The 24210-nt window shown below is 40.6% G+C and carries 21 protein-coding genes; 9 read left to right on the top strand and 12 right to left on the bottom strand.

Annotated features, from left to right (window positions below):
* Nucleotides 1-228 precede the first annotated feature (228 nt).
* The 3 genes from ABMQ40_RS07860 (at nucleotide 229) to ABMQ40_RS07850 (ending at nucleotide 3815) form a co-directional block, all read left to right on the top strand.
* On the top strand, nucleotides 229-1878 hold the full coding sequence (locus tag ABMQ40_RS07860; RefSeq protein ID WP_370898278.1) for an ABC1 kinase family protein: 1650 nt from the start codon (nucleotides 229-231) through the stop codon (nucleotides 1876-1878).
* A gap of 48 nt (nucleotides 1879-1926) precedes the next feature.
* A complete protein-coding gene (locus ABMQ40_RS07855) occupies nucleotides 1927-2127 on the top strand; it encodes a hypothetical protein (protein WP_370898276.1) in 201 nt (66 codons plus the stop codon).
* Between the two features lie 335 nt (nucleotides 2128-2462).
* Nucleotides 2463-3815, top strand: a complete 1353-nt coding sequence (locus ABMQ40_RS07850; RefSeq protein WP_370898274.1) for a DEAD/DEAH box helicase — start codon at nucleotides 2463-2465, stop codon at nucleotides 3813-3815.
* A 96-nt stretch (nucleotides 3816-3911) separates the two neighbouring features.
* Here the strand turns inward: ABMQ40_RS07850 and ABMQ40_RS07845 are convergent, their stop codons facing one another.
* From ABMQ40_RS07845 to ABMQ40_RS07820, 6 genes are all read right to left on the bottom strand, one after another.
* The gene (locus tag ABMQ40_RS07845; RefSeq protein WP_370898272.1) at nucleotides 3912-4568 is read right to left on the bottom strand and encodes a GDSL-type esterase/lipase family protein; all 657 of its coding nucleotides are present in this window, start codon (nucleotides 4566-4568) and stop codon (nucleotides 3912-3914) included.
* A 68-nt stretch (nucleotides 4569-4636) separates the two neighbouring features.
* Nucleotides 4637-5098 carry a lipocalin-like domain-containing protein gene (locus ABMQ40_RS07840; RefSeq protein WP_370898270.1) on the bottom strand — a complete coding sequence of 154 codons (462 nt, stop codon included), beginning with the start codon at nucleotides 5096-5098 and terminating at the stop codon, nucleotides 4637-4639.
* Between the two features lie 188 nt (nucleotides 5099-5286).
* Nucleotides 5287-6450, bottom strand: a complete 1164-nt coding sequence (locus ABMQ40_RS07835) for an iron-containing alcohol dehydrogenase (RefSeq protein WP_370898268.1) — start codon at nucleotides 6448-6450, stop codon at nucleotides 5287-5289.
* Between the two features lie 106 nt (nucleotides 6451-6556).
* Nucleotides 6557-7162, bottom strand: coding sequence for a hypothetical protein (locus ABMQ40_RS07830; protein WP_370898266.1), 606 nt, complete (start codon nucleotides 7160-7162; stop codon nucleotides 6557-6559).
* 115 nt (nucleotides 7163-7277) lie between these two features.
* The gene (locus ABMQ40_RS07825; RefSeq protein ID WP_370898264.1) at nucleotides 7278-7859 is read right to left on the bottom strand and encodes a peptide deformylase; all 582 of its coding nucleotides are present in this window, start codon (nucleotides 7857-7859) and stop codon (nucleotides 7278-7280) included.
* A 58-nt stretch (nucleotides 7860-7917) separates the two neighbouring features.
* The gene (locus tag ABMQ40_RS07820) at nucleotides 7918-8484 is read right to left on the bottom strand and encodes a Crp/Fnr family transcriptional regulator (RefSeq protein ID WP_370898262.1); all 567 of its coding nucleotides are present in this window, start codon (nucleotides 8482-8484) and stop codon (nucleotides 7918-7920) included.
* Nucleotides 8485-8641: 157 nt separating this feature from the next.
* Between ABMQ40_RS07820 and ABMQ40_RS07815 the strand changes: the two genes are divergently transcribed.
* Nucleotides 8642-11176, top strand: coding sequence for a phosphoenolpyruvate carboxylase (locus ABMQ40_RS07815; RefSeq protein WP_370898260.1), 2535 nt, complete (start codon nucleotides 8642-8644; stop codon nucleotides 11174-11176).
* 272 nt (nucleotides 11177-11448) lie between these two features.
* On the opposite strand, the gene ABMQ40_RS07810 is transcribed toward ABMQ40_RS07815, so the two are convergent.
* Nucleotides 11449-13053 (bottom strand): S8 family peptidase, encoded by a 1605-nt coding sequence (locus tag ABMQ40_RS07810; RefSeq protein ID WP_370898257.1) that lies wholly within the window; start codon nucleotides 13051-13053, stop codon nucleotides 11449-11451.
* Nucleotides 13054-13139: 86 nt separating this feature from the next.
* On the opposite strand from ABMQ40_RS07810, the gene ABMQ40_RS07805 reads away from it, so the two are divergent.
* The 4 genes from ABMQ40_RS07805 (at nucleotide 13140) to ABMQ40_RS07790 (ending at nucleotide 16597) form a co-directional block, all read left to right on the top strand.
* Nucleotides 13140-14264, top strand: coding sequence for a DegT/DnrJ/EryC1/StrS family aminotransferase (locus tag ABMQ40_RS07805; RefSeq protein WP_370898255.1), 1125 nt, complete (start codon nucleotides 13140-13142; stop codon nucleotides 14262-14264).
* Between the two features lie 70 nt (nucleotides 14265-14334).
* Entirely contained in the window at nucleotides 14335-15357 is a 1023-nt protein-coding gene (galE, locus tag ABMQ40_RS07800) for a UDP-glucose 4-epimerase GalE (protein WP_370898253.1), read from the top strand.
* A 9-nt stretch (nucleotides 15358-15366) separates the two neighbouring features.
* A complete protein-coding gene (locus tag ABMQ40_RS07795) occupies nucleotides 15367-16134 on the top strand; it encodes a methyltransferase domain-containing protein (RefSeq protein ID WP_370898251.1) in 768 nt (255 codons plus the stop codon).
* Between the two features lie 16 nt (nucleotides 16135-16150).
* A complete protein-coding gene (locus tag ABMQ40_RS07790) occupies nucleotides 16151-16597 on the top strand; it encodes an adenylyltransferase/cytidyltransferase family protein (protein WP_370898249.1) in 447 nt (148 codons plus the stop codon).
* 28 nt (nucleotides 16598-16625) lie between these two features.
* Here ABMQ40_RS07790 and ABMQ40_RS07785 read toward each other — a convergent pair whose 3' ends face one another.
* From ABMQ40_RS07785 to pnuC, 5 genes are all read right to left on the bottom strand, one after another.
* Complete coding sequence (locus ABMQ40_RS07785) at nucleotides 16626-19136, bottom strand: TonB-dependent receptor domain-containing protein (RefSeq protein ID WP_370898247.1); 2511 nt, start codon at nucleotides 19134-19136, stop codon at nucleotides 16626-16628.
* 160 nt (nucleotides 19137-19296) lie between these two features.
* Complete coding sequence (gene mltG, locus ABMQ40_RS07780; protein ID WP_370898245.1) at nucleotides 19297-20322, bottom strand: endolytic transglycosylase MltG; 1026 nt, start codon at nucleotides 20320-20322, stop codon at nucleotides 19297-19299.
* 24 nt (nucleotides 20323-20346) lie between these two features.
* Entirely contained in the window at nucleotides 20347-21114 is a 768-nt protein-coding gene (gene dapF, locus ABMQ40_RS07775; protein WP_370898243.1) for a diaminopimelate epimerase, read from the bottom strand.
* Between the two features lie 97 nt (nucleotides 21115-21211).
* Entirely contained in the window at nucleotides 21212-21820 is a 609-nt protein-coding gene (locus ABMQ40_RS07770) for a hypothetical protein (RefSeq protein ID WP_370898241.1), read from the bottom strand.
* On the bottom strand, nucleotides 21817-22494 hold the full coding sequence (gene pnuC / locus ABMQ40_RS07765) for a nicotinamide riboside transporter PnuC (protein ID WP_370898239.1): 678 nt from the start codon (nucleotides 22492-22494) through the stop codon (nucleotides 21817-21819). The genes ABMQ40_RS07770 and pnuC overlap by 4 nt, the downstream gene beginning before the upstream one ends.
* Before the next feature lie 165 nt (nucleotides 22495-22659).
* Here pnuC and ABMQ40_RS07760 point away from each other — a divergent pair, with 165 nt between their 5' ends.
* On the top strand, nucleotides 22660-24180 hold the full coding sequence (locus ABMQ40_RS07760) for an APC family permease (protein ID WP_370898237.1): 1521 nt from the start codon (nucleotides 22660-22662) through the stop codon (nucleotides 24178-24180).
* The last annotated feature ends 30 nt before the right edge of the window (nucleotides 24181-24210 follow it).

Raw genomic sequence — 24210 nt, 5'->3', positions numbered from 1 at the left:
TTAATAATGCTAAAGATAAAAAAAATGATCAATAATTAAAGAAAATTTTTTGTTCATTTATTATTTAATTTTAAAAATATTCTTCAAATGCGCAAGTAAAAGGAAAATAATAAGCCGAAATATAAATTAAGAATCCAACCATTACCGGGACAATGGTATTCCGTTTCTGTTAACAATTGGAGAATAGGAATAATTTTTGAATTAACTTGCAGTTATTATACAGTAAACATGTTTGACAAGCAACAAAGAAAACTCAAAAGATCTGCCAGACTGATTTCCGTGCTCAGCAAATACGGATTCAAAGACATGCTGGCGAGAATGAACGGCGGAAATAAACAGGAAGAAGCTTACGGAAACCCTGAAGAGGTCATTTCCAAAGGCACCGTTTATGAAAGGATCAGGCTGGCATTGGAAGAGCTGGGGCCTACCTTTGTAAAGCTTGGCCAGACATTCAGCAACCGGGAAGACCTGCTGCCTCCGGAGCTGATCCAGGAATTACAGAAGCTACAGGACAAAGTGGATATCATAGAAATGAATGTTGCTGAAATACTCGAAAGTGAGTTCAATATTTCCGTTAAAGACCACTTCCTTGAGATCAAGGAAAAGCCTTTGGCAACGGCTTCCATTGCACAGGTATACCAGGCGGTTCTGTCAGACGGCAGCCAGGTGATCTTAAAAATCAAAAAACCGGATGTACAGACGGTTATTGAAGACGATCTGCTCCTGATCAAAGACCTGGAGAAGCTTGTGTCTTCCTATTCGGAGATAGGGGAGAAATTGAACCTGAAACAGGCGATCTCAACATTTGAAAGATCCCTGCTGGAAGAAGTTTCCCTCATTAATGAAAAAGAGAATATCCTGCAGTTTGCCAGGAACTTTAAAAACAATAAAGAAACCTATGTTCCCAAGGTGTATCATGAATTCTCCAATAATAACATACTTTGTATGGAGTTCATAGAAGGAATAAAGGTAACCGATAAAGCCGCTCTTTTAGCCAGCCATATCGATCCCGTAAAAGTATCCGAAGCAGGATTGAGATTATTTGTCTCCCAGATCCTGGACTATGGGTTCTTCCATGCAGATCCACATGCCGGGAATATTCTGGTGAAAAAAAACGGTAAGGTGGTATTCATTGATTTCGGGGCGGTAGGGAAGATCCCTCCAAATGACAAAGAGGTTCTTGAAAACCTGATCGTAAGCTTTGTTGCCAAAAATCCCCACAAAATTGTAAGATATCTGAAAAAGATGGCGGTAAGCTATGAGATTCCCGATGAAAAAAGATTTGAAAATGATGTGGAAGATATCCTGAACTTTGTTCACAGCTCTTCCCTGCAGGAAATCAACGTACAGGTGATCATCAATAAAATGAAAGATATCCTCAAAGACAACCGTCTTTACATGCCGGATTACTTTTATCTTTTATTTAAAGGGATCAGTCTGATAGAAGGAGTAGGGAGAAATATCAATCCCGATCTGGATATCGTTAAGAGCCTTCATCCATACACAAAAAAAATATTTGCAAGGAAGATAAGCCCGAAAAATATTTTAAAAACAGGGATGGACAGAATGATGAACTTCACGGATAATGTGGATGAGATCCCTAAAGAACTGCGTTCCGTTCTGCAAAAGCTGGACGAAAATAAATTTACCGTTTCCAGTGAGATCAAAAATATTGAAAAAACCAATCAGCTGATAAAATCAAGTGTGGTCAACTTGATTATAACGATGATCCTTGGAGCCAACATTATTGCCACGGCCATAGTTTTTGTTTCAGAAACAGGTCCCAGGATCGGAGAGTTGTCTTTGGTTGCCGTATTGGGATTTACCTTTTCCGTATTGCTGGTTTTGATACTTCTGCTGAGAATAACCAGAAAATAAATACCGGTGAGAATGAGCATCTGGGCCGGATTTATATTTTGCAGTTGATTGCTGTCCGCGCAAACCAGAAAAGAAGAAAGAGTTTCAGGGGATTATGACGGAAACGGAACACAAGAATATGCTTACACAAAGGTAAACGGCTGTAGTGATGAATGTGACGGAAAGTGCGAAACAACCATTTATTTCAGCGATAAAAACATAAAGCCGTTTGTGATCTCACCAGCCAATACGGCACATTGTACAATCTGAAAGATCCGAACGGTGACGGCAGGGATGAAATAGGATTCTTTCCGGACTGGCGTACAAGCTGCTGGCATCCTTTTTATGTTTATACTTTCCGTAAAAATGAATGGAAACCTCTGACGGACCTATCTCCACACACTGCTCGCAGTGGGGATGGAAAATTCCCTGTCAAAAAGGACCCTGAGAAAAGGATATGTGATCATTAAAGCCAGCCGGTGGATAGATGATGATATCAAAGTGACAAGCAGAACCATAAAGGTTGATTGAACCGGATATACTGCTGATGAATTATGACTTTTGAAATCCTCAGCCCTAAATAATTAAATGCCTATCTTTGCAGAATGGAAAAACTCACTTTTGCGGATTTTGACCTGCCGGTTAAAATTCTTGATGTTTTAGCGGATCTTGAATTATTCGAGCCTACTCCTATCCAGGAAAAAAGCCTGAAGCCCATCCTTTCCGGAAGGGATGTGATGGGAATAGCGCAAACGGGGACAGGAAAGACACTGGCCTATCTCTTACCCGTACTTAAAACCTGGAAATACAACAAAAACGGGAATCCTACCGTTTTGATCCTGGTTCCTACAAGGGAGCTGGTAGTACAGGTAACGGAAATACTTGAAAAGCTAACCGAAAGTATTACTGCAAGAGTCATTGGAGTATACGGAGGGAAAAATATCAATACCCAGAAGTTGTTGTTTGATAATGGCTGTGATATCCTGGTGGGCACTCCGGGAAGGGTAATGGACCTGGCCATTGACAACGCGATATCCCTGAAAGAGGTCCAGAAGCTCATTATTGATGAATTTGATGAAATGCTTAACCTGGGTTTCAGGCCTCAATTGACACATATCTTTGAAATGATGAAGGAGAAGAGACAGAATATTCTTTTCTCTGCAACCATGACTGAAGCTGTGGATGAAATGCTGGATGAATACTTTGCCAGTCCTGTTGAGATTTCGCTGGCCAAATCGGGAACCCCTCTTGAAAAAATAGAGCAAACCGCCTACAAGGTAGAGAATTTCAATACCAAGATCAATTTGCTTGAGCACCTGTTGAGAACGGATGAAGAGATGTCCAAGGTATTAATCTTCAACAACAATAAAAAGCATGCAGACTTACTGTTCACTAAGATTGATGAGCTTTTTCCTGAGCAGTTTGATGTGATCCATTCTAATAAATCCCAGAACTACAGGCTGAAAGCCATGAAAAAGTTTGAGAATGAAGAGATCAGGGGATTGATCACTACGGATGTTATGGCCAGGGGGTTGGATATTTCCAACATAACCCATGTCATCAATTTCGAAGTTCCGGAAGTTCCGGAACAATATATCCACAGGATCGGAAGAACAGGCAGGGCAGATAAGGATGGTAAAGCGATAACCCTGGTTACTAAAAAAGAAGAACCTTTGATTCTTGATATCGAGGTGCTGATGGATAAGGAGCTCGAATTTATTGATTTTCCTGCAGAAGTGAAGATCAATCCTAACAAGATCGCTTCTGAAAAAGAGGAAGTGAAAATGAAAAACCCTGCTCAGGTCAGGTTGAATGAAGGTGGAGGAGCATTTCATGAGAAAAAGGATAAGAATAAAAAGGAGAACTGGGGTGGACCGCACAAAAGAAAAGTCCCTAAAAAGTTTGGAGCCAACAGGGCCCAGCAAAAAGCAAAATCCAAATCAAAAAGAAAGAAATAAAATATGCCGGCTATCAGCCGGCATATTTACTCTGATATCCTATTCAGAAAAATTGTTTATTTAAGGATTTCCATTCCCGGAAGTAATAAATATAGGTTACTTCATATAGGGTTTCATTACGGAAGTCCAGAGCCTGTAACCTTCCGGTGTCATATGCAGCATATCTGATACGAAAAGATCCTTTCTCACATTTCCGTTGGGGTCCTGCATTACTTTCGTGATATCAATAAACTCAGCATTCGGCTCTTTTTTCATGAAAGCCGCAATTTTTTTGTTAGCCGCTTTCATCTGTGGCCAGAGTTTTTCCCTGCTCGGCGAATATTTTATGGAAATATAATCCACTTCAATATTCGGGAATTTTTCGCGGATTTTACCGTAAAAAGCTTTGAATCTGTTTACAACCTCTTTTGCTTTTAACTTATCGTTATCAGCAAAATCATTTTCACCGCAATAAATAATAATTTGTTTTGGCTGGTAAGGCGAAAGCAGATCATTGGCATAATAATTAAGGTCTGTTAACCTTGATCCTCCAAAGCCTCTGTTAATAATGGTCTTGTCCGGGAAATAGCTGGCTACATCGGTCCATTTAGTAAAAGATGAGCTTCCGATCAGCAAAATGGCATTTGCCGGCGGGGGTGTTTCCTGGTCAGCTTTTTTAAAATTCTGAATGTCTTGCCAGAACATCGGCTTTTTCTCCTGTGAAAAGAAAAGCGCAAAAGTGAGCAGCAAGCATACTGATAATATCTTCTTCATTTTTTAATAATTGAGTTAATTAATCCACTGCGTTCAAAAAAAACTCCCGATTTTTCGGGAGTCTGAATTTATCTTTTATAAGAGATATAGGTGGTATCAATCACCTGGTCTCCGTCCTGATCTATATTGTCAAACAATTGTTTTAACCTTAATTCTGTATTCGTAAGGATCACTACCTGATATTTCCTCTCACTGTCATTGGTATACTGAATGTTCAGATTTTTAGTATCGGTATCGTAGGTATAGGTACCCTCCGATTTCCCATTAATCTGGCAATCTGCGCCACTTCCGGTGTAATAAGTATAGGATGTGGAATAATCTGTACTGAAATAAGTTATATTCTTTGCACTACATCCGGTAGGCGTATCAGAAGAAATTACGGTTTTATTGTCTTTTCCGGAGATCACCTCGGTTTTACTGGTTTTCCAATCTCCCTTCATCATGTCTAATTCATATCCCTTGATATCATCATCATCACAAGAAGTTAGTGCCAACGCTGAAAAGGCAAATAAAAGTAACTGTTTTTTCATTTTTACAAATTTAAGAATATGCTAAAATATAAATAAATTTGAAATATTTATAATGAATTTAAGGTTTTTTAAACGAATGTTTGTAAATAAAAGAATTTAAGTTCAAAGTTTATGTCCTAAGCCCGGAACCGGTGGATCAGATTATCAGGCCTCAAGCTTAGGACTCTGAACCTTAAGTTTTAAAAATACTAATAGCTCATTTCCACAATTTTATAGGCATCCTGTGGAGTCAGCTTCTTATATTCACCCAATCCCAGCCAGTTTCTGTCTGTAAAAGCTTTTTCTACCCGTTCAGCAGTACCTTTATAATCTTCCACATAGTCTGAAAGTCTGGTCTGAATGTGCAGGCTGTGGAAAAACTCTTCCAGCTTCCTTATTCCCAGCTCTGCCTTTTCTTCAACGGTACCGTCTGTAATTTTCCAGACCCTTTCCGCATATTGGGCTAACTTACCTTTTTTATCTTCAAAGTTGTAACGATAATGGGACGGGGCGATGATGGCCAGGGTTCTGGCATGATCAATTCCGTAATATGCAGTTAATTCATGTCCCATGGCATGAACGGCCCAGTCTGTGATCACCCCTTTCTGGATCAGTCCGTTCAGCGCCATAGTGCAGCACCACATAAAATTTCCTGCCGCATCATAATCAAAATCATCAGCCATTACTTTCGGAGCGGTCTCCTGAAGGCTGATCAGGATGCTTTCGGCTATCCTTTCCTGGAGATCTGCTGAAGAAGGCGCCGTCATATACTGTTCCAGAACATGGGTATAGGCATCCGTGATACCATTGGCGATCTGGTTTTTGGGGATAGAACGTACCACTTCCGGGTCTAAGACAGAGAATTGCGGGAAAAGTCCGGGACCACCGGAAGACAGTTTCTCATTCGTCTCTCTTCTTGAGATCACATATCCTGAGTTCATTTCAGAGCCTGTTGCCGGCAGTGTGAGAATGGTTCCGAAAGGCATTCCTTCACCCTCAAAAGTCCTTACGGGCTTTTTCAGGATTTCCCACGGCTCGCCTTCATAGCGGGCTGCCGCAGAAAGAAACTTGGTACCGTCAATCACCGATCCGCCACCTACAGCCAGAAGATAGGTGATATCTTTTTCTTTGATAAAGTTCAGCGCATTGATCAGTACCTCATATTCGGGATTGGCAGGAACCCCGCCAAATTCATAAAATTCATGATCTGCCAGAGCTTTTCTTACCTGGTCGTAAACCCCATTATTTTTGATGCTGCCACCGCCATACACCAGCAATATTTTTGCATCCTCAGGGATTTCCCGGGCAATTTTGACGATCTCACCTTTTCCGAAAAGTATTTTTGTTGGATTTTTAAATTCGAAATTAAGCATTGTTCTAAATTTATTTACCCAAATTTAGTGAATGCCTGCCAAAAAAAGAATGAATAAAATTTAAATTATTAATTGAATGATTTCAAAGAATCATTACAGTACAATATTAAGGCGAGGTTCCGGTACAGTTTCCGTTACTCTGATGATAAATTCCATTGCTTCGGCTTTCCAGCTGCCCGTTTTTCCTGTTGATCCTTATCCAGAAAGACTCTTTGGTTTCCGGACAATCCTTCACTTTGGCCAGGCACATCAGGATAAAATCATTTTCTATCTTATAAGATCCTCCCGCCGGGTCCTTTGAATCAGAAAAAAAACCATAGGTATTGGCAATAAGCAGGGCTTCGGGAAGATTATCGACATATCCGATAAAATCTCTTAACAATTGCTCATTTGTAAAATATTCCGGCTGATTACTCCGGCAGGCGATGATATATGAAAAGCAACCGGCCGGGCATTTCCGGAAGAAACCTTGTTCAGGAGAAGGCAGGTCGGTCATTCCCATGCTTAAGGGAGCCTGGCTTTCATAGAGCGGATCCTTTTCATCCTTACGCAAAGCCGCCCAATATTCATATTTTTTATCAGGAATGATAAAAGGATATAAGTAATCCGTATTATCCAGAATTTCCGGAATCTTCCTGTAACCATCAGAAGACGCAGCCTGTGATAACCACAGACTGGGGATCAGGATAAAAGCTGCAAAAATAGTTTTCATAATGATGAATGTTCCGTAAATTTACTATATGTTTTGTTCCCGGCAATTAATAATGGATTTTTATTTAATGGATAAGCCGGTAGCCATAATATCAGAATGGCTATAAGCGGCAGCACTACAAAAACTTCATAGGATATGGCGGCTTGATCTTTCCCTTCAGAATATTTTTTAATCTGGTTTCCATTAGTTTTTTTGTCAGAGGCTTCAGATGATCCAGATACAGGATTCCGTTGGTATGATCATATTCATGCTGGATGATTCTGGCGGTAATGCCGGCAAATGTTTTAACCTGCTTTTCAAAGCTGCCGTTGAGATATGCAACAGTAATTTTCCAGGGTCTTTTTACCTTTTGGGATAGTCCCGGGATGCTTAAACAGCTTTCATGATCTTCCCAGGTTTCTTCTGAATACTGAGTTATTTCTGCATTGATGAATACCTCTTTGATCCCCTGGTCCGGCCCTTCAAAAAAAAGTTTACGGTCCCCGGCTTCCAGAAGGTCATAAGTGGTTTTGCTGTCTGCAACGAAGATCTTCAGGGCCTTTCCCGCCTGGCAGGCTGACAATCCGCATCCATTGGCATTTTCCATGGTCTCCCACAGATCACGGATCAGCTGCTGAACCTCCGGGCTGTTGTGGTCTACATTTAGGGACGGCTGTTTCAGGATAGGGCTCCCGTAAGCGAAAATAGGTAGTTTCATTTCGTTCTTTTTAATTGCAAAGTTCAAAAGAACGTCAGCGATATGCAATGAACCTTTGTTAATTAATTTGCCGGCGGATCCTGCTCAGAGCCTGCGGAGTAACGCCGATATAGGAAGCGATATATTTTAAGGGGACACGCTGCAAAACCTGGGGCTGCTCGCGGAATAAATTTAAATAACGCTCTTTTGCGGTACATTTCAATAATGCCAGCTCCCTTTTGCTTTTGGCCAGGAAAAGTTTCTCTGAGGCAAACCTTCCCAGATGATTTCCCACACGGGTATGAGCATAAACTTTCTGTAAGTCTGCATAAGAGATCTGCCATACCACGGTCTCTGTTAGCGCCTGCATTTCGTACTCAGACGGCATTTGTGTCAGGAAAGAATCATACGCGCAGGTAAATTCTTTCTCGAAACTGAAGCCGAACGTGAAGCCATATTCGTCATCCGGAATATAAAACCTCACGAAACCGGACTCGATAAAAGACAAAAAGCTTTCCACATCACCCTGGCGGGTAATGATCTCATTTTTAGAATATACTTTTCTTTGAAAGTATTGCGCGATAAATTCCCATTCCGACTCCTGAAGATCAGTGATCTGCTCATAATATGCCCTGATGTAGCCCATAATCTGTCATTTAACAAACAAATGCAAATTTATAACCATTTTTTATAATTGCATGTTAGTGCCGGTCTTCCATATATGGTAGCTGTAAAAGCTTTTCTGACATTAAATTCATTTAATTTGACATTTAAATAAATGAAAAATCCCTTACATTTGTTATATGATACACGACCAACGCGCAGAAAAATTCAGGCAGATCGTAGAGAATAAATACCAGATCTACAACTCACTGTTTATGAGCCTGCCTTATGATAAAATGACCAATATCGGGATGTTGCTTCCGTTTTTAGGCGAAGAGAGCAAGTTAGGATATGAAGCCGGGAAAACTCCCGAGGAGATCGTTGAAAGCTTCTTTAAAAACCATACGGATCTTCAGACGGAAGAACAGAAGCTGGAGCTGCTCTTTAAAATCATCCAGTATATAGAAAGACAGGTAGTGCTCTTCGATAGTATCGAAGATGCGGCTTTCCCGAATCTCCATTCCGAAAGTGATAACGGAACGGTAACGAACCTTTATGAGCGTTCCCTCCAGGAACATAAACTTGAGAAGGTCCGTGAAAAGCTGAAAGATTTTACGGTGAAAGTGGTGTTTACTGCCCACCCGACCCAGTTTTATCCAAGCTCGGTACAACGTATCATTCAGGATTTAAGGAGTGCCATTGCTACAGATTCCGTAACCAATATTGATATGCTGTTGCAGCAGCTGGGAAAAACACCTTTCGTCAATAAGGAAAAGCCGACACCGGTAGATGAAGCGCTGAGCATTATTTCCTATCTGAGATATGTGTATTACGATACCATAGGAGAGCTGTTCACCAAAATAAAGAGAACATTCGGAAACGGGCATTTTCATTTGCATGAAGATATTATCCAGCTCGGCTTCTGGCCGGGCGGGGACAGGGACGGGAATCCTTTTGTGACCGCTGAGGTTACCAAAAGGGTTGCTTCTGAACTGCATTCCGCAATTTTGAAATCATATTACAGCCATTTGAAATTTATCAGAAGAAGGCTGAGCTTCAGAGGTGTATCTGAAATTTTACAGCAGCTGAATGATGAGCTGTATGCCGCTATTTTTGACGGCCATAAAATAACTACGGAAGATATCCTTAACAGGGCGGATGAAGCCGAAAAGATACTGATAGAGCAGCATAATTCCCTGTTCCTGGATCTCCTGGTGAACTTCAAAGACCGTGTGAAAATTTTCGGGACCCATTTTGCTACGCTGGACATCCGCCAGGACAGCAGGATACATCAGAAAGTGATTGATGAGGTTTTTACGAAGGTATATGGAAATACAGATGCTGATCATGATGAGAAATTCAATAAGCTCATACAGATTTCAGACAAGATCAGTGCGGATGATTTTGAAGACATCGTAAAAGATACTTTGCTGACGGTATCACAGGTTACGGAAATTCAGCAGCTGAATGGACTAAGGGGAATGAACCGTTATATCATCTCCAATTCCGATGCGGTGAAAGACGTGATGAACGTATATGCATTTTTTAAGATCTGTGGGTATAAAGATGAAGAGATCAGAATGGATATTGTTCCTCTTTTTGAAACAATGGAAGGTCTTGCCAGCGCTGAAAGGGTGATGAGAGATCTGTACCGTAACCCGGTCTATAAGAAACATCTTGAAAGAAGGGGAAATCAGCAGACCATAATGCTTGGCTTCTCAGACGGGACAAAAGACGGAGGTTACCTTAAAGCCAACTGGGAGATCTACAGAGCCAAAGAAATATTAACCAGACTTTCCGAGGAGAATGGCATCAAAGTGATCTTTTTCGACGGGAGAGGAGGCCCGCCGGCCAGAGGTGGAGGCAAAACTCACGATTTCTATGCTTCTCAGGGAAAAACCATTGCCAACCATAAGATTGAGCTGACCATTCAGGGACAGACCATTACCAGTATTTTCGGAAATAAGGAACAGGCAAAATACAATTTTGAGCAGCTTTTAACAGCGGGAATTGAAAATGATGTCTTTAAAAGCTTCAAAAAAGATCTCACTGAAAAAGAAAGACAGCTGATCATGGAGCTCGCGGAGATCAGTTATAAGAAATATTCAGATCTGAAAGCCCATCCGATGTTCGTTCCGTATCTACAGGAAATGAGTACGCTGGAGTATTATGGCAAAACCAACATCGGAAGCCGGCCTTCTAAACGCGGGAATGGCAGTGAGCTGAAGTTTGAGGACCTGAGGGCGATCCCGTTTGTAGGATCCTGGTCTCAGCTGAAACAGAATGTTCCCGGATTTTTCGGTTTTGGTTTTGCCATGCAGCAAATGAAGGAGCAGGGCAGGTTTGAGGAAGTGAAAGAGCTCTACAAAGGTTCTGATTTCTTTAAAACCCTGGTACTGAACTCCATGATGAGTATGAACAAATCATATTTCCCACTAACCTATTACATTAAAAATAATCCTAAATTCGGTGCATTCTGGGAAATCCTTTTTGATGAATACAATTTATCAAAAAACATCATGCTGGAGCTGACCGGATTTAAGATGTTGCAGGAGGAGGATCCTCTTTCCAGGAAATCGGTAAAGATGCGGGAAAAGATAGTACTTCCGCTACTCAGCATCCAGCAATATGCCCTGATGAAAATCCAGAAAGGAGACAAAAACAAAGAGGCATATGAAAAGCTGGTGACCCGTTCGCTTTTCGGAAATATCAATGCGAGCAGGAACTCTGCCTGATCCGGGCTGTTGAACGGTAGGGGATTATTGCCTAAGATCGTTCCGTTACTCTAAGTGGCGGATATTCTTTACGAAGGTAAGGTTATACGTCATTTTCGGGTGAATGATTAGCAGGAGAGCGGAACCATTCAGAATTGGGTGGTACAACTTCCCGCTATGCTTCACTTCGTTCCGCTAGTCGAAGTGACGGGTATTATGGACAGGTCGGATTATAATAAGCCAGCAGAATATAGAAGCAACCAGGCCGGTCAAAATGACCGGCCTGGTTGCTTCTATTCTTTTATAAATTTTTCATAATACGTTTTATCCTTTGTCTGGATCTTCAGATAATAGATCCCTTTCGGATAATCTTCCACTTTTACAGATTTTTGCTCCCGAACCCTGGCGATCAGCCGTCCCAAATTATCGTAGACTTCCATAGACATTACCTCTTTTTCAGAGGCTACATTCAGGATGTTTCTTACCGGATTTGGGAATATGGCTATCTTTTCTTTTCTTACCAGTTCAGATGTATTTAAGGTAATATTATAAAAGCTTCCGAAATTAAGGATCCCGTAACCCATCTGATCTGTACTTCCGGGATAGAGGGAAGCCGTCTGTCTCAATCGTTCCCGCATAAGATCTCTGTTCATTGTTGAGAAAGCCTGGATCAGGCAGGCCACACCACCGGCAGCAATAGGAGTGGCTATGGAAGTTCCGCTTACAGAAGTGACGGAGTTATTAGACACTGTGGCAGCATCGGTTCCTCTTGCGCTGGCATCAGGTTTTATAATCCCTGAAGCATTGGGTCCGTATGAAGAAAATCCTGAAGAGGCTCCCGAGGCGTCTACCGAGCCTATAGAGAAAACTTTGGTATTATCGGCGGGAGTAGTGATGTAATGCCATGTATCCTGTCCTGAATTTCCGGCGGCGACAATAACGAAAATTCCCTTGTTTGCAGCGATCTCTGCGGCTTTGGCAATGAAAGAGGTGGTTCCGTTCATATCAGTATAATCATAGCTGTAGCGGGAATCATCAAAAGTAGAATATCCCAGGGAGGTTGTGATAAGGTCAACACCCTTTCTGTCGGCCTCTTCAGCTGCTTCAATCCAGTATAGCTCTTCCTCCGGGATTTCCACACTTGTATTCTCACTTCGGTAAAGGTAAAAATCAGCATCCGGAGCCGATCCTGCAAAAGAATCGCTGATATATCCTCCGATTGCCCCCAGAACCACGGAACCGTGGCTGTTTAAACCGGCATTATAAATATCGGTGCCTTTGGCCACAAAATCATATCCGCCTTTGATATGGTTATTGGCCCACAGTCTTGAAAAGGCAGCTCCGGTATCTACAGCCGGAAATCCGGTATCAATTACGGCAATGGTAACGCCTGTGCCGGTAAATCCTGCAAGATGAAGAGGTCTCAGGTTGATCTGGTCGATCTGTGCAGAAGCAGGGCCGTAGTCAAAAGTGGTAAGTGTTTTATTGGTGCTGGTCACATCCTGCCATTTATTGATGTTTTTGATCTTTGTGCCGGAAGATGAATTTTTGGCAAAGCTTTCTACAGACTGTACATAAGGCTGTGCCTGGAGCGTAAGGATTTGAGAAGGAGTGGCATTTACGGCAACCCCATTCAGCCATTTGGAATAATCTGTAACCGTGAAGCCCAGATTTTGTATATTTTGGATGTAAGACGGCTCAATGGGAGCATCCTGATCATTAAGAGCAATTCCCATGGCTGTACGTCTGTCTAGGGATTTTTGGGACAACTCGGCTAAAGGGTTAGCATAAAATGCAGCTTTATTGGGTTTATCATTAAAGTATACGAATACAAGCTCAGTCTGAGCAGAGATCAGAGAATAACCTGTTAAAAGACAAAAGAGTAAAGTTTTTTTCATAGGTTGATTTTGTATAAAGATAAAACAAAATCAAGAAAATTTTTGATAGGATTTTAAATTCCTTATTTTTACAGAAATATTTATTTATGAAAAAGATTCAGATGGTTGACTTACAAAGTCAGTATTACAAAATAAAAAATGAGGTAGATAATGCAGTTTTAAATGTAATGGATTCAGCGGCTTTTATCAATGGCCCTGAGGTAAAGTCTTTCCAGAATGAATTGGAATCTTATTTGGAAGTAAAGCATGTGATTCCTTGTGCCAACGGAACTGATGCCTTACAGATCGCCTTGATGGCCTTAGACCTGAAAGAAGGGGATGAGGTGATTACGGCAGATTTCACCTTTGCGGCTACCGTAGAGGTGATCCACCTGTTAAAACTTAAATCTGTTCTTGTGGATGTGGATTATGATACATTCACCATTGCACCGGAGCAGATCAGAAAAGTGATAACTCCGAAAACCAGGGCAATCATTCCGGTGCATCTGTTCGGGCAATGCGCAAATATGGAAGAAATCCTTAAAATTGCCAAGGAGCATAATTTATATGTTGTTGAAGACAATGCACAGGCCATTGGTTCTGAATTTACCTTTTCAGACGGAACCACAAAGCTTGCCGGAACAATGGGGACCATCGGGACCACTTCCTTTTTCCCGTCTAAGAATTTAGGCTGCTATGGAGACGGCGGAGCCATTTTTACGAACGATGATGAGCTGGCCCACCGTTTAAGAGGAATTGTGAATCATGGCATGTATGAAAGGTATTACCATGATGAGGTAGGGGTAAACTCCCGTCTGGACAGCATTCAGGCTGCGGTTTTAAGAAAGAAGCTCCCTCATCTCGATACCTATAACGAGGCCAGGAGGAAGGCGGCAGATTTTTATGATGAAGCATTTGCCGGCCATCCAGATATCTTAACTCCGAAAAGAGCTGAAAATTCTACCCACGTATTCCATCAGTATACATTAAGGATTTTAAACGGTAAGCGTAACGAATTGCAGAAATTCCTGGCCGAGAAGGAGATCCCAGCCATGATCTATTACCCTGTAGCACTGAGAAAGCAAAAAGCGTATTTCCAGGAAAGCAATGCTGCAGATTTTGCAAATACAGATAAACTCCTGGATCAGGTGATCTCTTTGCCAATGCACACAGAGCTGGATGAAGAGCAGCTGAAATATATTACGGATGCCGTACTGGAATTTATGGGATAAAGAAATTTCCGGATAAATACAAAAGTGAATATGGAAATGGAAACACAAAAAATAAAATTATTACAAAAAGATGGCAATACTCGTTACGGGCGGTCTTGGATACATTGGTTCCCACACGGTTGTGGAGCTTTTAAATAATAACTATGAAGTTGTTATCGTAGACGATCTGTCTAATTCGGAAAAATTTATTTTAAACAATATCCAGGAGATCACAGGTAAAAAGCCGGCTTTTTATCCTTTTGATCTGAAAAGAAAGGAACTTTTAGCCCAGGTCTTTGATGCCCATCAGATTGAAGGATGCATTAATTTCGCAGCCTATAAAGCGGTAGGTGAGAGCCAGGAGAAACCTATAGATTATTATGAGAACAATCTGTTTTCCCTGATCAATATCCTGCAGGAATTTAAAAAAAGGAATATCTCTAATTTCATATTCAGCTCTTCCTGTACGGTTTACGGACAGGCCGATAAGATGCCGATCGATGAGAATACCCCTTTGAAAATGCCCGAAAGTGTCTATGGAAAGACCAAGCAGATGGGTGAAGAAATCCTGGCTGATTTTGCAAAGGCCTATAAAAGGAAAGTTTCCCTGCTGAGATACTTTAATCCTATCGGAGCGCATCCGTCGGCTAAATTAGGGGAACTACCTATCGGAATCCCCAATAACCTTGTTCCGTTTGTAACCCAGACAGCAGCCGGAATCCGTGAAAAACTGAATGTCTGGGGAAATGACTACGATACGGAAGACGGGACCCCGATTCGTGATTATATTTATGTGGTAGATCTTGCCAAAGCCCATGTAAGCGCTTTAAAAAAATTGATTGAAAATACATCTGAAGAAGCTGTAATTGATGTTTACAATCTGGGAACCGGTAAAGGAGCATCTGTTCTGGAAGTGGTAAAAGCATTTGAAACAGCCAATCAGGTAAAGGTTCCCTTTCAGATCTGCAACAGGCGGGAAGGGGATATTGTAATTGCCTATGCCAATGCGGATAAAGCTGCCAGGGAGCTTAACTGGAAATCTGAAACCCCACTGGAAGAAGCATTAAGAACCGTGTGGGAATGGCAAAAATATTTGGAATCAAGAAACCCTTAAATAGAAGTTATGGCCTGGAATCCCGAGATTTACGAACAGTTTAAAAATGAACGTTCAGCCCCTTTTTTCGAGCTTCTGAATCTGGTAGAATCAAGGCGGAATATTTCCGTTATTGACCTGGGCTGCGGAACGGGTGAGCTTACTTCCAGACTATTGGATTATCTGCAGGACTCAAAAGTTATAGGTATTGATTCCTCGGCAGAAATGCTTGAAAAAGCCAGACATTTTGCAACGGACAGGCTGGCCTTTACCCGGCGTAGTATTGAAGATCAGCTAAATCTGAATGACACTTTCGATCTTGTAATTTCTAATGCTGCCATACAATGGTGCTCCAATCATAAAGAATTATTTCCCAGGATTATAAGTAAAATCAATCCCGGAGGACAGCTGGCCGTTCAGATACCTTCAAACCACGAATTTATCGTACATCAGCTGCTCAGGAAAATTGCTGAGACGGAACCTTATAAAGCTGCTTATAATTCATGGCAGAGGGAATACACCGTTTTAAAAATCGAAGATTATGCCGAGATCCTGTATGACAATAAAGGGAAGGACATCATCGTTTATGAAAAAGTATTTCCTCATGTAATGCAGGATGCCGAAGCCATATTCAACTGGGCATCCGGAACGGCAATGATTCCTTATATAGAGAAGCTTGCTGATGAAAATTTAAAAGAACAGTTTAAAAAAGATTATAAAAAAGAATTGAAAAATATTTTCCCGCAGTCACCTGTGTTCTATCCTTTCAAAAGAACATTTATTTCGGGAAAATTTTAAAAAAGAATTGTATAATATGAAAACACAGAAAATAGGAATTACATTTTCTTCATTTGATCTGCTCCATGCCGGGCATATCAAAATGCTGGAAGAAGCCAAAACAGTTTGCGATTACCTGATTGTAGGGCTGCAGATTGATCCTTCTCACGATCGTCCTAATAAAAATAAGCCTACTCAGACTATTGTAGAAAGATACATTCAGCTGAAGGCAGTGAGTGCGGTGGATGAAATCATCCCTTATTACACGGAACAAGATCTGGAAGATATCCTCAAATCATTTGTAATAGACGTAAGGATCATTGGCGATGATTATATGGACAAGGATTTCACAGGAAAAAAATATTGTGAAGAAAAGGGGATTGAGATCTACTATAACAAACGGGACCACAGGTTTTCTTCAAGCGACCTGAGAAAAAGGATCTATGAGGCCGAGAAAAACAAGATCACTGAAACAGTAAAATAAAAATCCCGAAATATTCGGGATTTTTTTATTACATAGGGCCTTGCTGATCATCACCGCTGTTATCATTGGCATTGATGTCTTTTTTCCTTTTAGGCTGCTCTATTTTCTCTCCTTGTTTGAATCTGTATGTGAAAGATAATGCAAATTGTCTTGGCTGCCACTGCATATAAGAGTTTCTTATAAAATCAGTGGAGTAGGTGGTAGACCTCATAGCTCTGGTATTAAAGATGTCCTGAATATTAAAGCTGATTGTTCCGTTACCATTCCAGATGGTTTTAGACGCACCGAAGTTAATAGCATACATATCTTTTCTGTCCTGGCTTTCGGTTTTTTGTGCCCCCCTATAGAATCCTTGCAGCTGTAAGCTGAAGGTCTTATCAATTTTAAAGGTAGATGTCAGTCTGGCTCTTGTAGAGAACCCGCTTCCTTCAAAAGACATTGGCTTATCCATCGTTTCGGCATCATAATAGGAGCCGGTGGTTTTATATCCGAACAGATCCAGGTTTCCAAGAAATTTTAACCATTTGGTAGCATCCCAGTTAAAATTAAAGTCCAAACCATATCTGTCGTCACTTCCCAGATTGATAGGTTTGGTGTGGAAAACCGGAAGTTCATCCACTTCTGTTTTGTATACCAGCATCTTCACATCGTCACTAGAATGTCTGTAATAAAGAGTCGGATTAATGGTGAAATTCTTTTTAGAGATACTGTATCCAAACTCATAAGAATCTACGTAGGACGGATTTAAATCAATATTTCCATCAAAGATATTTTGGTTATCATTATAGCTTGGGTTAGGGATCATAAAGAAAGAGCGGGGACGATCAATTCTTCTTGAATAATTGATTAAAAACTGATTGTCTTTTGCAATTTCATAACTTAAAAATATACTTGGGAAAAGATTATTATAATTTTTGGTTTGGTTTTTAGCTAAACCGGAAAGGTTAAGATACTCAATATCAACTTTTGAAATTTCATCTCTTAAGCCTAATTGATAGCCGAGATTTCCAATTTTACTTTTAAACTGAACATAAAACGCGTTGAACATCTCCTTGTAAGTCGCATTATATGAATAATCTCCGATATAGCCGTTGTTTACAGCAGAGCTTTCAAAAACCATATTGCTGTAATCGTTATTGTTCACGTCTAGTCTGTAGCCGGCTTCTATTTTAGAGATCTCACCGATTGGAAGTTCATAATCGGCTTTGGCTACAATACTTTTGTTAAGCGTTTTTTGGTTGATATCATCCTTAAGCAGGGAAATGCCGTTTGTAGTATCATCTATGTCCGTATTATTGTAAGAACGGTTTCTTTGTAAACTTAAGGATAAGGAGATATTTTGTCCTTTATCGTCAAATTTGTGATCTAGTCCAAAATCACCCTGAAAAGCCAGGTTATTGTTGTCTCCGTTATTCAGCCTTTGTCTAAAAGAACTTGCCTGGTTTAAATAATCATAAAAATAGTTTACATGCCCGTTATTTTCGCTGTCAAAGGTCCTTACCGTTCCGGATGCATTCACGGAGGTTCTGTCCGTGATATCGAATGTTAATCCGGCGGAAGCATTATAGTTGTTATTTTTGTTTTTTGTGATGGATTCCTGATCAGTATGGGTGAAATCACTGTCTTCTATGGCATTATTAAACCAGGATTCTGTTCTGTTCGTATTCTTAGATTCCCGATAACCGCCACCACCGTTCAGGAACCAGGTGAACTTTCCTTTTCTCCAGCTTAAATTTGTATTCATACTGGTTTGCGGCAAATAACCTACAGTTCCGGTAACACTACCATTAAAACCGGTTTTTTTATTCTTCTTTAAAATAATATTTAAAATACCTGCGGTTCCGCTTGCTTCAAACTTGGAAGAAGGGTTTGTAATGACCTCGATCCTTTCAATCTGATCGGCAGGAATACTTTGCAGAGCATTGGCGCCATCATCTATTCCTAGTAGGGCAGAAGGTTTCCCGTTGATGAGGAACTTAACGTTTGAGCTACCCCTCATAGAAACGGTACCATCCGTATCTACGGAAACGGAAGGAACGTTTGAAAGCACATCCTGCAGGTTTCCTCCTTTACTTACAATATCCTGAGACGGATCGTATGTCTTTTTATCAAGCTCCACCTTATACGGTTTTGTAGCCTGTACGGTGATGGTAACACCTTGGATGTCCTGAGTTTTCAGATTGGTGGCGCTTGGTTCAGGCTCTATGGATAAAGCCCCGATATTTCCGGCCGCTGTGATCTGCTTATTTACTACACTTTTTTTATAATCGATTGCTTCTACAGCAATATCATAATTTCCAGGGGTAAGATCAAGCTTATATTGTCCTTTCTCATCGGTAAGGGTGGCATCGCTTAACAGCTTATTGGCTTTGTTACTGAATGTAACCGAAGCATAAGGAACCGGCTGGTTGTTTTTACTCACCACCGTTCCCGAAATACCTACCTTCTCCTGTGCAAAGGCCAGCGCAGCTGCCGAAAGTACAAAAGTAAGCCCTAAGGTTTTTTTTGTAAAAATGTTAGTAATTTCCGTCTGATTCATAAGGTATTTTTTGTGTAAAATCGTAAAAGATCTCTCATAATATTGCAAAATTGCTAATGAAAAAATTTCGCAAATATTATGAATAGTTTTTTATTTGTTAACGTATATGTCGCTTTTTGTTCTTAAATGTTAATTGCTAAATTGTTAAAATAAAGTTAAATTACTTTATATTTTTTGAATTCAGCCAGTCCTGATAAGCTTTCGCATTGATGGCATGTTCTTCAGCGCTGGCGGTGAATTTGTGGTAACCAGGTCTGGAAGGATCGGCACACATATATATAAAATGATTGTTTTCAGCATTTAATACAGCATCCACGGAATTTTTATCCACGATGCAGATAGGTCCCGGCGGAATCCCTGCATTAGCGTAAGTATTATAGGGCGAAGGTGTGGAAAGGTGCTTATATAGAACCCTTTTAATAGGTTCCCTGAAATTGGTCTGTTTATTAATGGCATAGATCACCGTGGGATCGGATTGTAATTTCATTCCTTTTCTGTAACGGTTCAGGTACAATCCTGCAATGGTTTTCATCTCGTCCGGTTTTCCGCCGGATTCCTTATAGACAATGGAAGCCAGCGCATAGATCTGATCTCTCGTAAGGCCGGACTGCTGTTCTCTTGTCTTTCTGTCGCTGTTCCAGAAACTGTCGTATTGATTCTGGAATTTTGTGAAAAATTCCTGGGGGGTTACCGTCCAGAAAAAATTATAAGTATCAATGAAAAAATATTTCTTCAGATCTTCCGCATTATGATATCCCTTTTCGGTAGCGATGGAATTCAGGCCATTGACAAAGGCCAAAGAATCCAGTTCTGTTTTTCTGGTGACCCTGCCTATCATTTGATAAATATCACCAAAATCACCAATCCTGAAGCTATTCTCTGTCTGGTTTCCCGCCTTGATCATGTTGATAAGGTTTGAGTTTCCCATCCCTTTTTGAAAATGATAGCGCCCCGCTTTGAAATATCTGTCAAGGCCTTTTTCCCTGGCTACAGCCTCAAAGGTTTCCCTGTTACCTACATACTTCGCCGCAGAATCCAGGATCTGCTTAAAGCCTGCCTTATGGGGGATTAGCACATATCCTTCTTTTTCCACATTGTTGCCGTAATATTTTTTGTAAAATCTGAAGCCCAAAAACCCGGCCACCACAATGGCGATAAGAATGATGATGAGAACAGCTTTTTTCATTAATGAATTATTAAATTTTGTTTTTTAAATCAGGTCTATCTTCCCTCTGAAAACTTGTTTTGCGGGACCTTCAAGCCAGATGTTCCGGAAAAAGTTTCCATTTTTTTCAGCATAAACCTTAAGATTTCCGCCCAGAGTTTTCACTCTTACGGAGATTAGATTATGTTTTTGCAGAAAAGTTAAAGCAGAAGCCGTAACTCCTGTCCCACAGCTGTAAGTTTCATCTTCAACGCCTCGTTCATAGGTTCTTACGAAAATCTCATCATCCGTGATTTTTTCCACAAAGTTGACATTGATCCCTTTTTCTTTATAATCTCCGGAGTTTCTGATCTCATGCCCGTTGGCAAAAACATTATAATTAACCAGGTCTTCAACATATTTTACATAATGCGGGGAGCCTGTATCCAGAACCAGGTCATTGCCGTTATTTGAAATAGCTTCCACATCAATCATCTTCAACTTTACGATACCGTTATGGATTTCGGCTTCATGTTCCCCGTCGATGGCTATAAATTTGCACCTGTCCTCAAAAATATCAAGGAAAAAGGCAAAGGCCACCAGACATCTTCCCCCGTTTCCGCACATGGTGCTCTCCCGGCCGTCAGAATTATAATATACCATTTTAAAATCATAATGGTCATCATTTTCCAATAGAATAAGTCCGTCTGCACCGATTCCGAAGCGTCTGTCACAAAGCTTTTCAATAATGTTCCTGTCTTTTGGGAACTGTAAATCACGGTTGTCGACCATTACAAAATCGTTTCCCGTACCCTGATATTTATAAAAATCCATAATTGTATCTGATCTGAAAAATAAACATGCAAAATTACTATAATTAAAACTAAAAAACGAACAGTGTTAGCTGTTCGTTTTTGTTATTTAGGAATGATTAATTCCTGAAACCGCTGCCCGAATTTGAGGATCTGTTCTCAGGGGCATTGTTTTGCGGGGTATTCCTAAATCCGCTGCCGGAATTACCGGAAGAATTATTGTTTCTGAATCCTCCGTTATTTTCCTGCCTTGACGGATTGTTTTGCCTTGGAGCAGGAGTTCTGAATCCGCTTCCCTGATTAGAATTGTTTCTGTTTGAATTCTGATTTCTGAATCCGCCGCTGTTGCTCCTGTTATTGTACCTGTTACTATTATTATAATTACTGTTATTATAATTAGTATTGTTGGTAGGCGTATTTTGGAATCCGTTGTATTGTCTCTGGGAAACAGAGCCTCTCCTTTCTACATACACCTTTCTGCGGTTGTTTCCATAATTATAATAATAATAAGGGACACCGCCATCATAATAATAGTTTATATCATTCCTGTAATAATATCCGTCATTTCCCCAATATCCGCCACTACCGTAATATCCCGGAGGAGCGTAGTAATAACCGTTATCATAATAAGGGTCTCCATAAGAGTACCCGCTGTCTGTATACAGCGCACAAGATGTTAAACTAGCTATAGTGAAAATACTTAATGCTATTTTAAATAAATTTTTCATGACTTTATTGTACTATTTTCTTTTAAACTTTTTTTCCAATTGACGTATCCTAAGATCGCCATTATAGTAAATACCAAATATTGAACCGAAGTGATCCCCAGACCTTTAAAAATCATCATGGGCATACAAATAAAATCTCCGATGATCCAGAAAATCCAGTTTTCTATGCGCTGTTTCGCCATAAACCACATCCCTACCAAAAAGAGGGAAGTAGTAAAAACATCCATCCAGTTGGCCCAATCCAGATGGTACAGCCCCAGGCTTGTCCCCTCCATTGAAAAATGGTTGTCGATATAGGGCTTATAATAATAGACAATGGTGACCAGAAACAGGCTTACAATGAACAGAAAGCCTCCGAAGAACCATTCTTTCCTGGTAGCCCAGGTTACTTCCACATGAATATGGTCTTCAGAATTTCTCGCCCATAGAATCCAGCCATAGATACTCATGGCAGTATAATATACATTGATCATACAATCTCCCAATAATCCGAAATTGAAAAGGATATACACATAGATCAGGGTAGATATGATGCCCGTAGGATAAACCCAGATATTTTTTTTTATGGAGAAATATACGCTCAGGATCCCGAAGATGGTTCCGCAGGCTTCCAGAAAAATCTGAAAGTGAGTGTATTGTTTGTAAGGATCTATAAAAAGATCATATAAATTCATGCGGTCAAAAATAAAGAAAAAACTCCACACCGTAAAATGATTTAAATAATATGAAAATCAGAATTTTAAATCTTTTTATGTAAAATTAATCTTGAAAATTTATTAATAAAGGTGTCGGTTGCCAAAAATTTTATATTTTCGTAAATCTTAAAAAAAATAAAAAATATGTCTAAAATATGGACTAAAAAACCCATGAGTGCTTTTGAGAATGATGTGAAAAGCAGTCAGCTTAAAAGGGTACTTGGTAAGTGGAGTCTTACGGCTATTGGAATAGGAGCAATTATCGGAGGAGGAATTTTTGTACTCACGGGTACAGGAGCATACTACCATGCGGGGCCTGCACTGGCTATCTCTTTTGTTATTGCAGGGATTGCATGCGTCTTCGCAGCATTATGTTACTCGGAATTTGCATCTATTTTGCCGGTGGAAGGTTCTGCCTATGCCTATGCTTACGGAACAGTGGGGGAGATCTTCGCATGGATCATCGGCTGGGGCCTTATTCTTGAATATGCCATGGGATCCATGACGGTAGCCGTATCCTGGTCCGGATATTTTAATAAACTCTTGAAAATGTTTGGTCTTCACCTGCCGGATTATCTTACATCTGACCCGGCAAGCTATGCCGGTGAAGGCTTTTCCATGAATTTGCCGGCTTTTGTCATTGTACTGGTAGTAATCTCTTTATTGATAAAAGGAACCAAGGAAGCGGCGAAAGCCAATAACCTTATTGTAATTATGAAAGTATCGGCGGTGTTGTTTGTGATCATTGCAGGTGCTTTTTTTATTAATACAGCCAACTGGGATCCTTTCATCCCGGCTCAGAAAATGGTGCTGGAAGGTGATAAAATGAAAGAAGCCTATGGAATCCAGGGCGTAATTTCCGGTGCAGCTGCCATATTCTTTGCTTATGTAGGCTTTGATGCGGTTTCCACCCAGGCCGGCGAAGCCATTAATCCTAAGAAGGATGTTCCATTTGCCATTATTGCTTCCCTTCTGGTGTGTACGGCATTATATATATTGGTATCTCTGGTGCTGACAGGGATGATGAATTATTCAAATTTTGATCCGCATGGAAAATACCCGGATGCCATTAAAGCACCTGTAGCATACGCATTTGAGATTGCAGGACAGGGATGGGCCGGATATATCATTACCATTGCCGCAACGGTAGGTCTTATTTCCGTATTAATGGTAATGATTATGGGGCAGTCAAGGATCTTCCTGGGAATGTCTAAAGACGGATTGATCCCTAAAATGTTCAGTGATGTACATCCGGTAAGAAAAACACCGGCAAAAAGCTTAATGCTTCTGGGGATCGTAATTGCCACTGTGGCGGCCCTTACTCCGATCAGTAAATTAGCGGATATGACGAGTTTCGGAACACTGTTCGCCTTTACGATGGTATGTGTTGCCGTATGGATCCTAAGAAGGAAAGAGCCACAGCTGCCGAGAAACTTTAAAGTTCCTGCGCTCCCGGTGATCGCGACATTGGGAATCTGCATCAACATTTACCTGATCTGGAACCTGAGCCATGAAGCCAAGCTGCTATCTATGGGATGGCTGGTTTTAGGAGTCATCATTTACTTTACCTATAGCCTCAGAAACAGTAAGCTGCATAAGATAGGTTACGGAGAAACGTTCAAAGCAGAACAGGAACCTTTACAAAAAACAGACTTAGATCTATAAAATGATAACCTGAATCCACAGAATGCTGTG

This window comes from Chryseobacterium gossypii, assembly GCF_041361455.1.
In the GTDB taxonomy this organism is placed as follows: Bacteria; Bacteroidota; Bacteroidia; order Flavobacteriales; family Weeksellaceae; genus Chryseobacterium; species Chryseobacterium gossypii.
The sequence above is the reverse complement of the archived record's forward strand: the minus strand, read 5'-3'. Positions and strand labels throughout refer to the sequence as shown.

Bases quoted from the DNA above. Each gene is read 5' to 3' on its own strand.
- mltG (WP_370898245.1), bottom strand. From the start codon at position 20,322: ATGAAAAAAGCTGTTCTCATCATCATTCTTATCGCCATTGTGGTGGCC.
- galE (WP_370898253.1), top strand. From the start codon at position 14,335: ATGGCAATACTCGTTACGGGCGGTCTTGGATACATTGGTTCCCACACG.
- ABMQ40_RS07810 (WP_370898257.1), bottom strand. From the start codon at position 13,053: ATGAAAAAAACTTTACTCTTTTGTCTTTTAACAGGTTATTCTCTGATC.
- ABMQ40_RS07835 (WP_370898268.1), bottom strand. From the start codon at position 6,450: ATGCTTAATTTCGAATTTAAAAATCCAACAAAAATACTTTTCGGAAAA.
- ABMQ40_RS07760 (WP_370898237.1), top strand. From the start codon at position 22,660: ATGTCTAAAATATGGACTAAAAAACCCATGAGTGCTTTTGAGAATGAT.
- ABMQ40_RS07795 (WP_370898251.1), top strand. From the start codon at position 15,367: ATGGCCTGGAATCCCGAGATTTACGAACAGTTTAAAAATGAACGTTCA.
- ABMQ40_RS07830 (WP_370898266.1), bottom strand. From the start codon at position 7,162: ATGAAAACTATTTTTGCAGCTTTTATCCTGATCCCCAGTCTGTGGTTA.
- ABMQ40_RS07790 (WP_370898249.1), top strand. From the start codon at position 16,151: ATGAAAACACAGAAAATAGGAATTACATTTTCTTCATTTGATCTGCTC.
- ABMQ40_RS07815 (WP_370898260.1), top strand. From the start codon at position 8,642: ATGATACACGACCAACGCGCAGAAAAATTCAGGCAGATCGTAGAGAAT.
- ABMQ40_RS07770 (WP_370898241.1), bottom strand. From the start codon at position 21,820: ATGAAAAATTTATTTAAAATAGCATTAAGTATTTTCACTATAGCTAGT.
- ABMQ40_RS07850 (WP_370898274.1), top strand. From the start codon at position 2,463: ATGGAAAAACTCACTTTTGCGGATTTTGACCTGCCGGTTAAAATTCTT.
- dapF (WP_370898243.1), bottom strand. From the start codon at position 21,114: ATGGATTTTTATAAATATCAGGGTACGGGAAACGATTTTGTAATGGTC.
- pnuC (WP_370898239.1), bottom strand. From the start codon at position 22,494: ATGAATTTATATGATCTTTTTATAGATCCTTACAAACAATACACTCAC.
- ABMQ40_RS07860 (WP_370898278.1), top strand. From the start codon at position 229: ATGTTTGACAAGCAACAAAGAAAACTCAAAAGATCTGCCAGACTGATT.
- ABMQ40_RS07805 (WP_370898255.1), top strand. From the start codon at position 13,140: ATGAAAAAGATTCAGATGGTTGACTTACAAAGTCAGTATTACAAAATA.
- ABMQ40_RS07820 (WP_370898262.1), bottom strand. From the start codon at position 8,484: ATGGGCTACATCAGGGCATATTATGAGCAGATCACTGATCTTCAGGAG.
- ABMQ40_RS07825 (WP_370898264.1), bottom strand. From the start codon at position 7,859: ATGAAACTACCTATTTTCGCTTACGGGAGCCCTATCCTGAAACAGCCG.
- ABMQ40_RS07845 (WP_370898272.1), bottom strand. From the start codon at position 4,568: ATGAAGAAGATATTATCAGTATGCTTGCTGCTCACTTTTGCGCTTTTC.
- ABMQ40_RS07840 (WP_370898270.1), bottom strand. From the start codon at position 5,098: ATGAAAAAACAGTTACTTTTATTTGCCTTTTCAGCGTTGGCACTAACT.
- ABMQ40_RS07785 (WP_370898247.1), bottom strand. From the start codon at position 19,136: ATGAATCAGACGGAAATTACTAACATTTTTACAAAAAAAACCTTAGGG.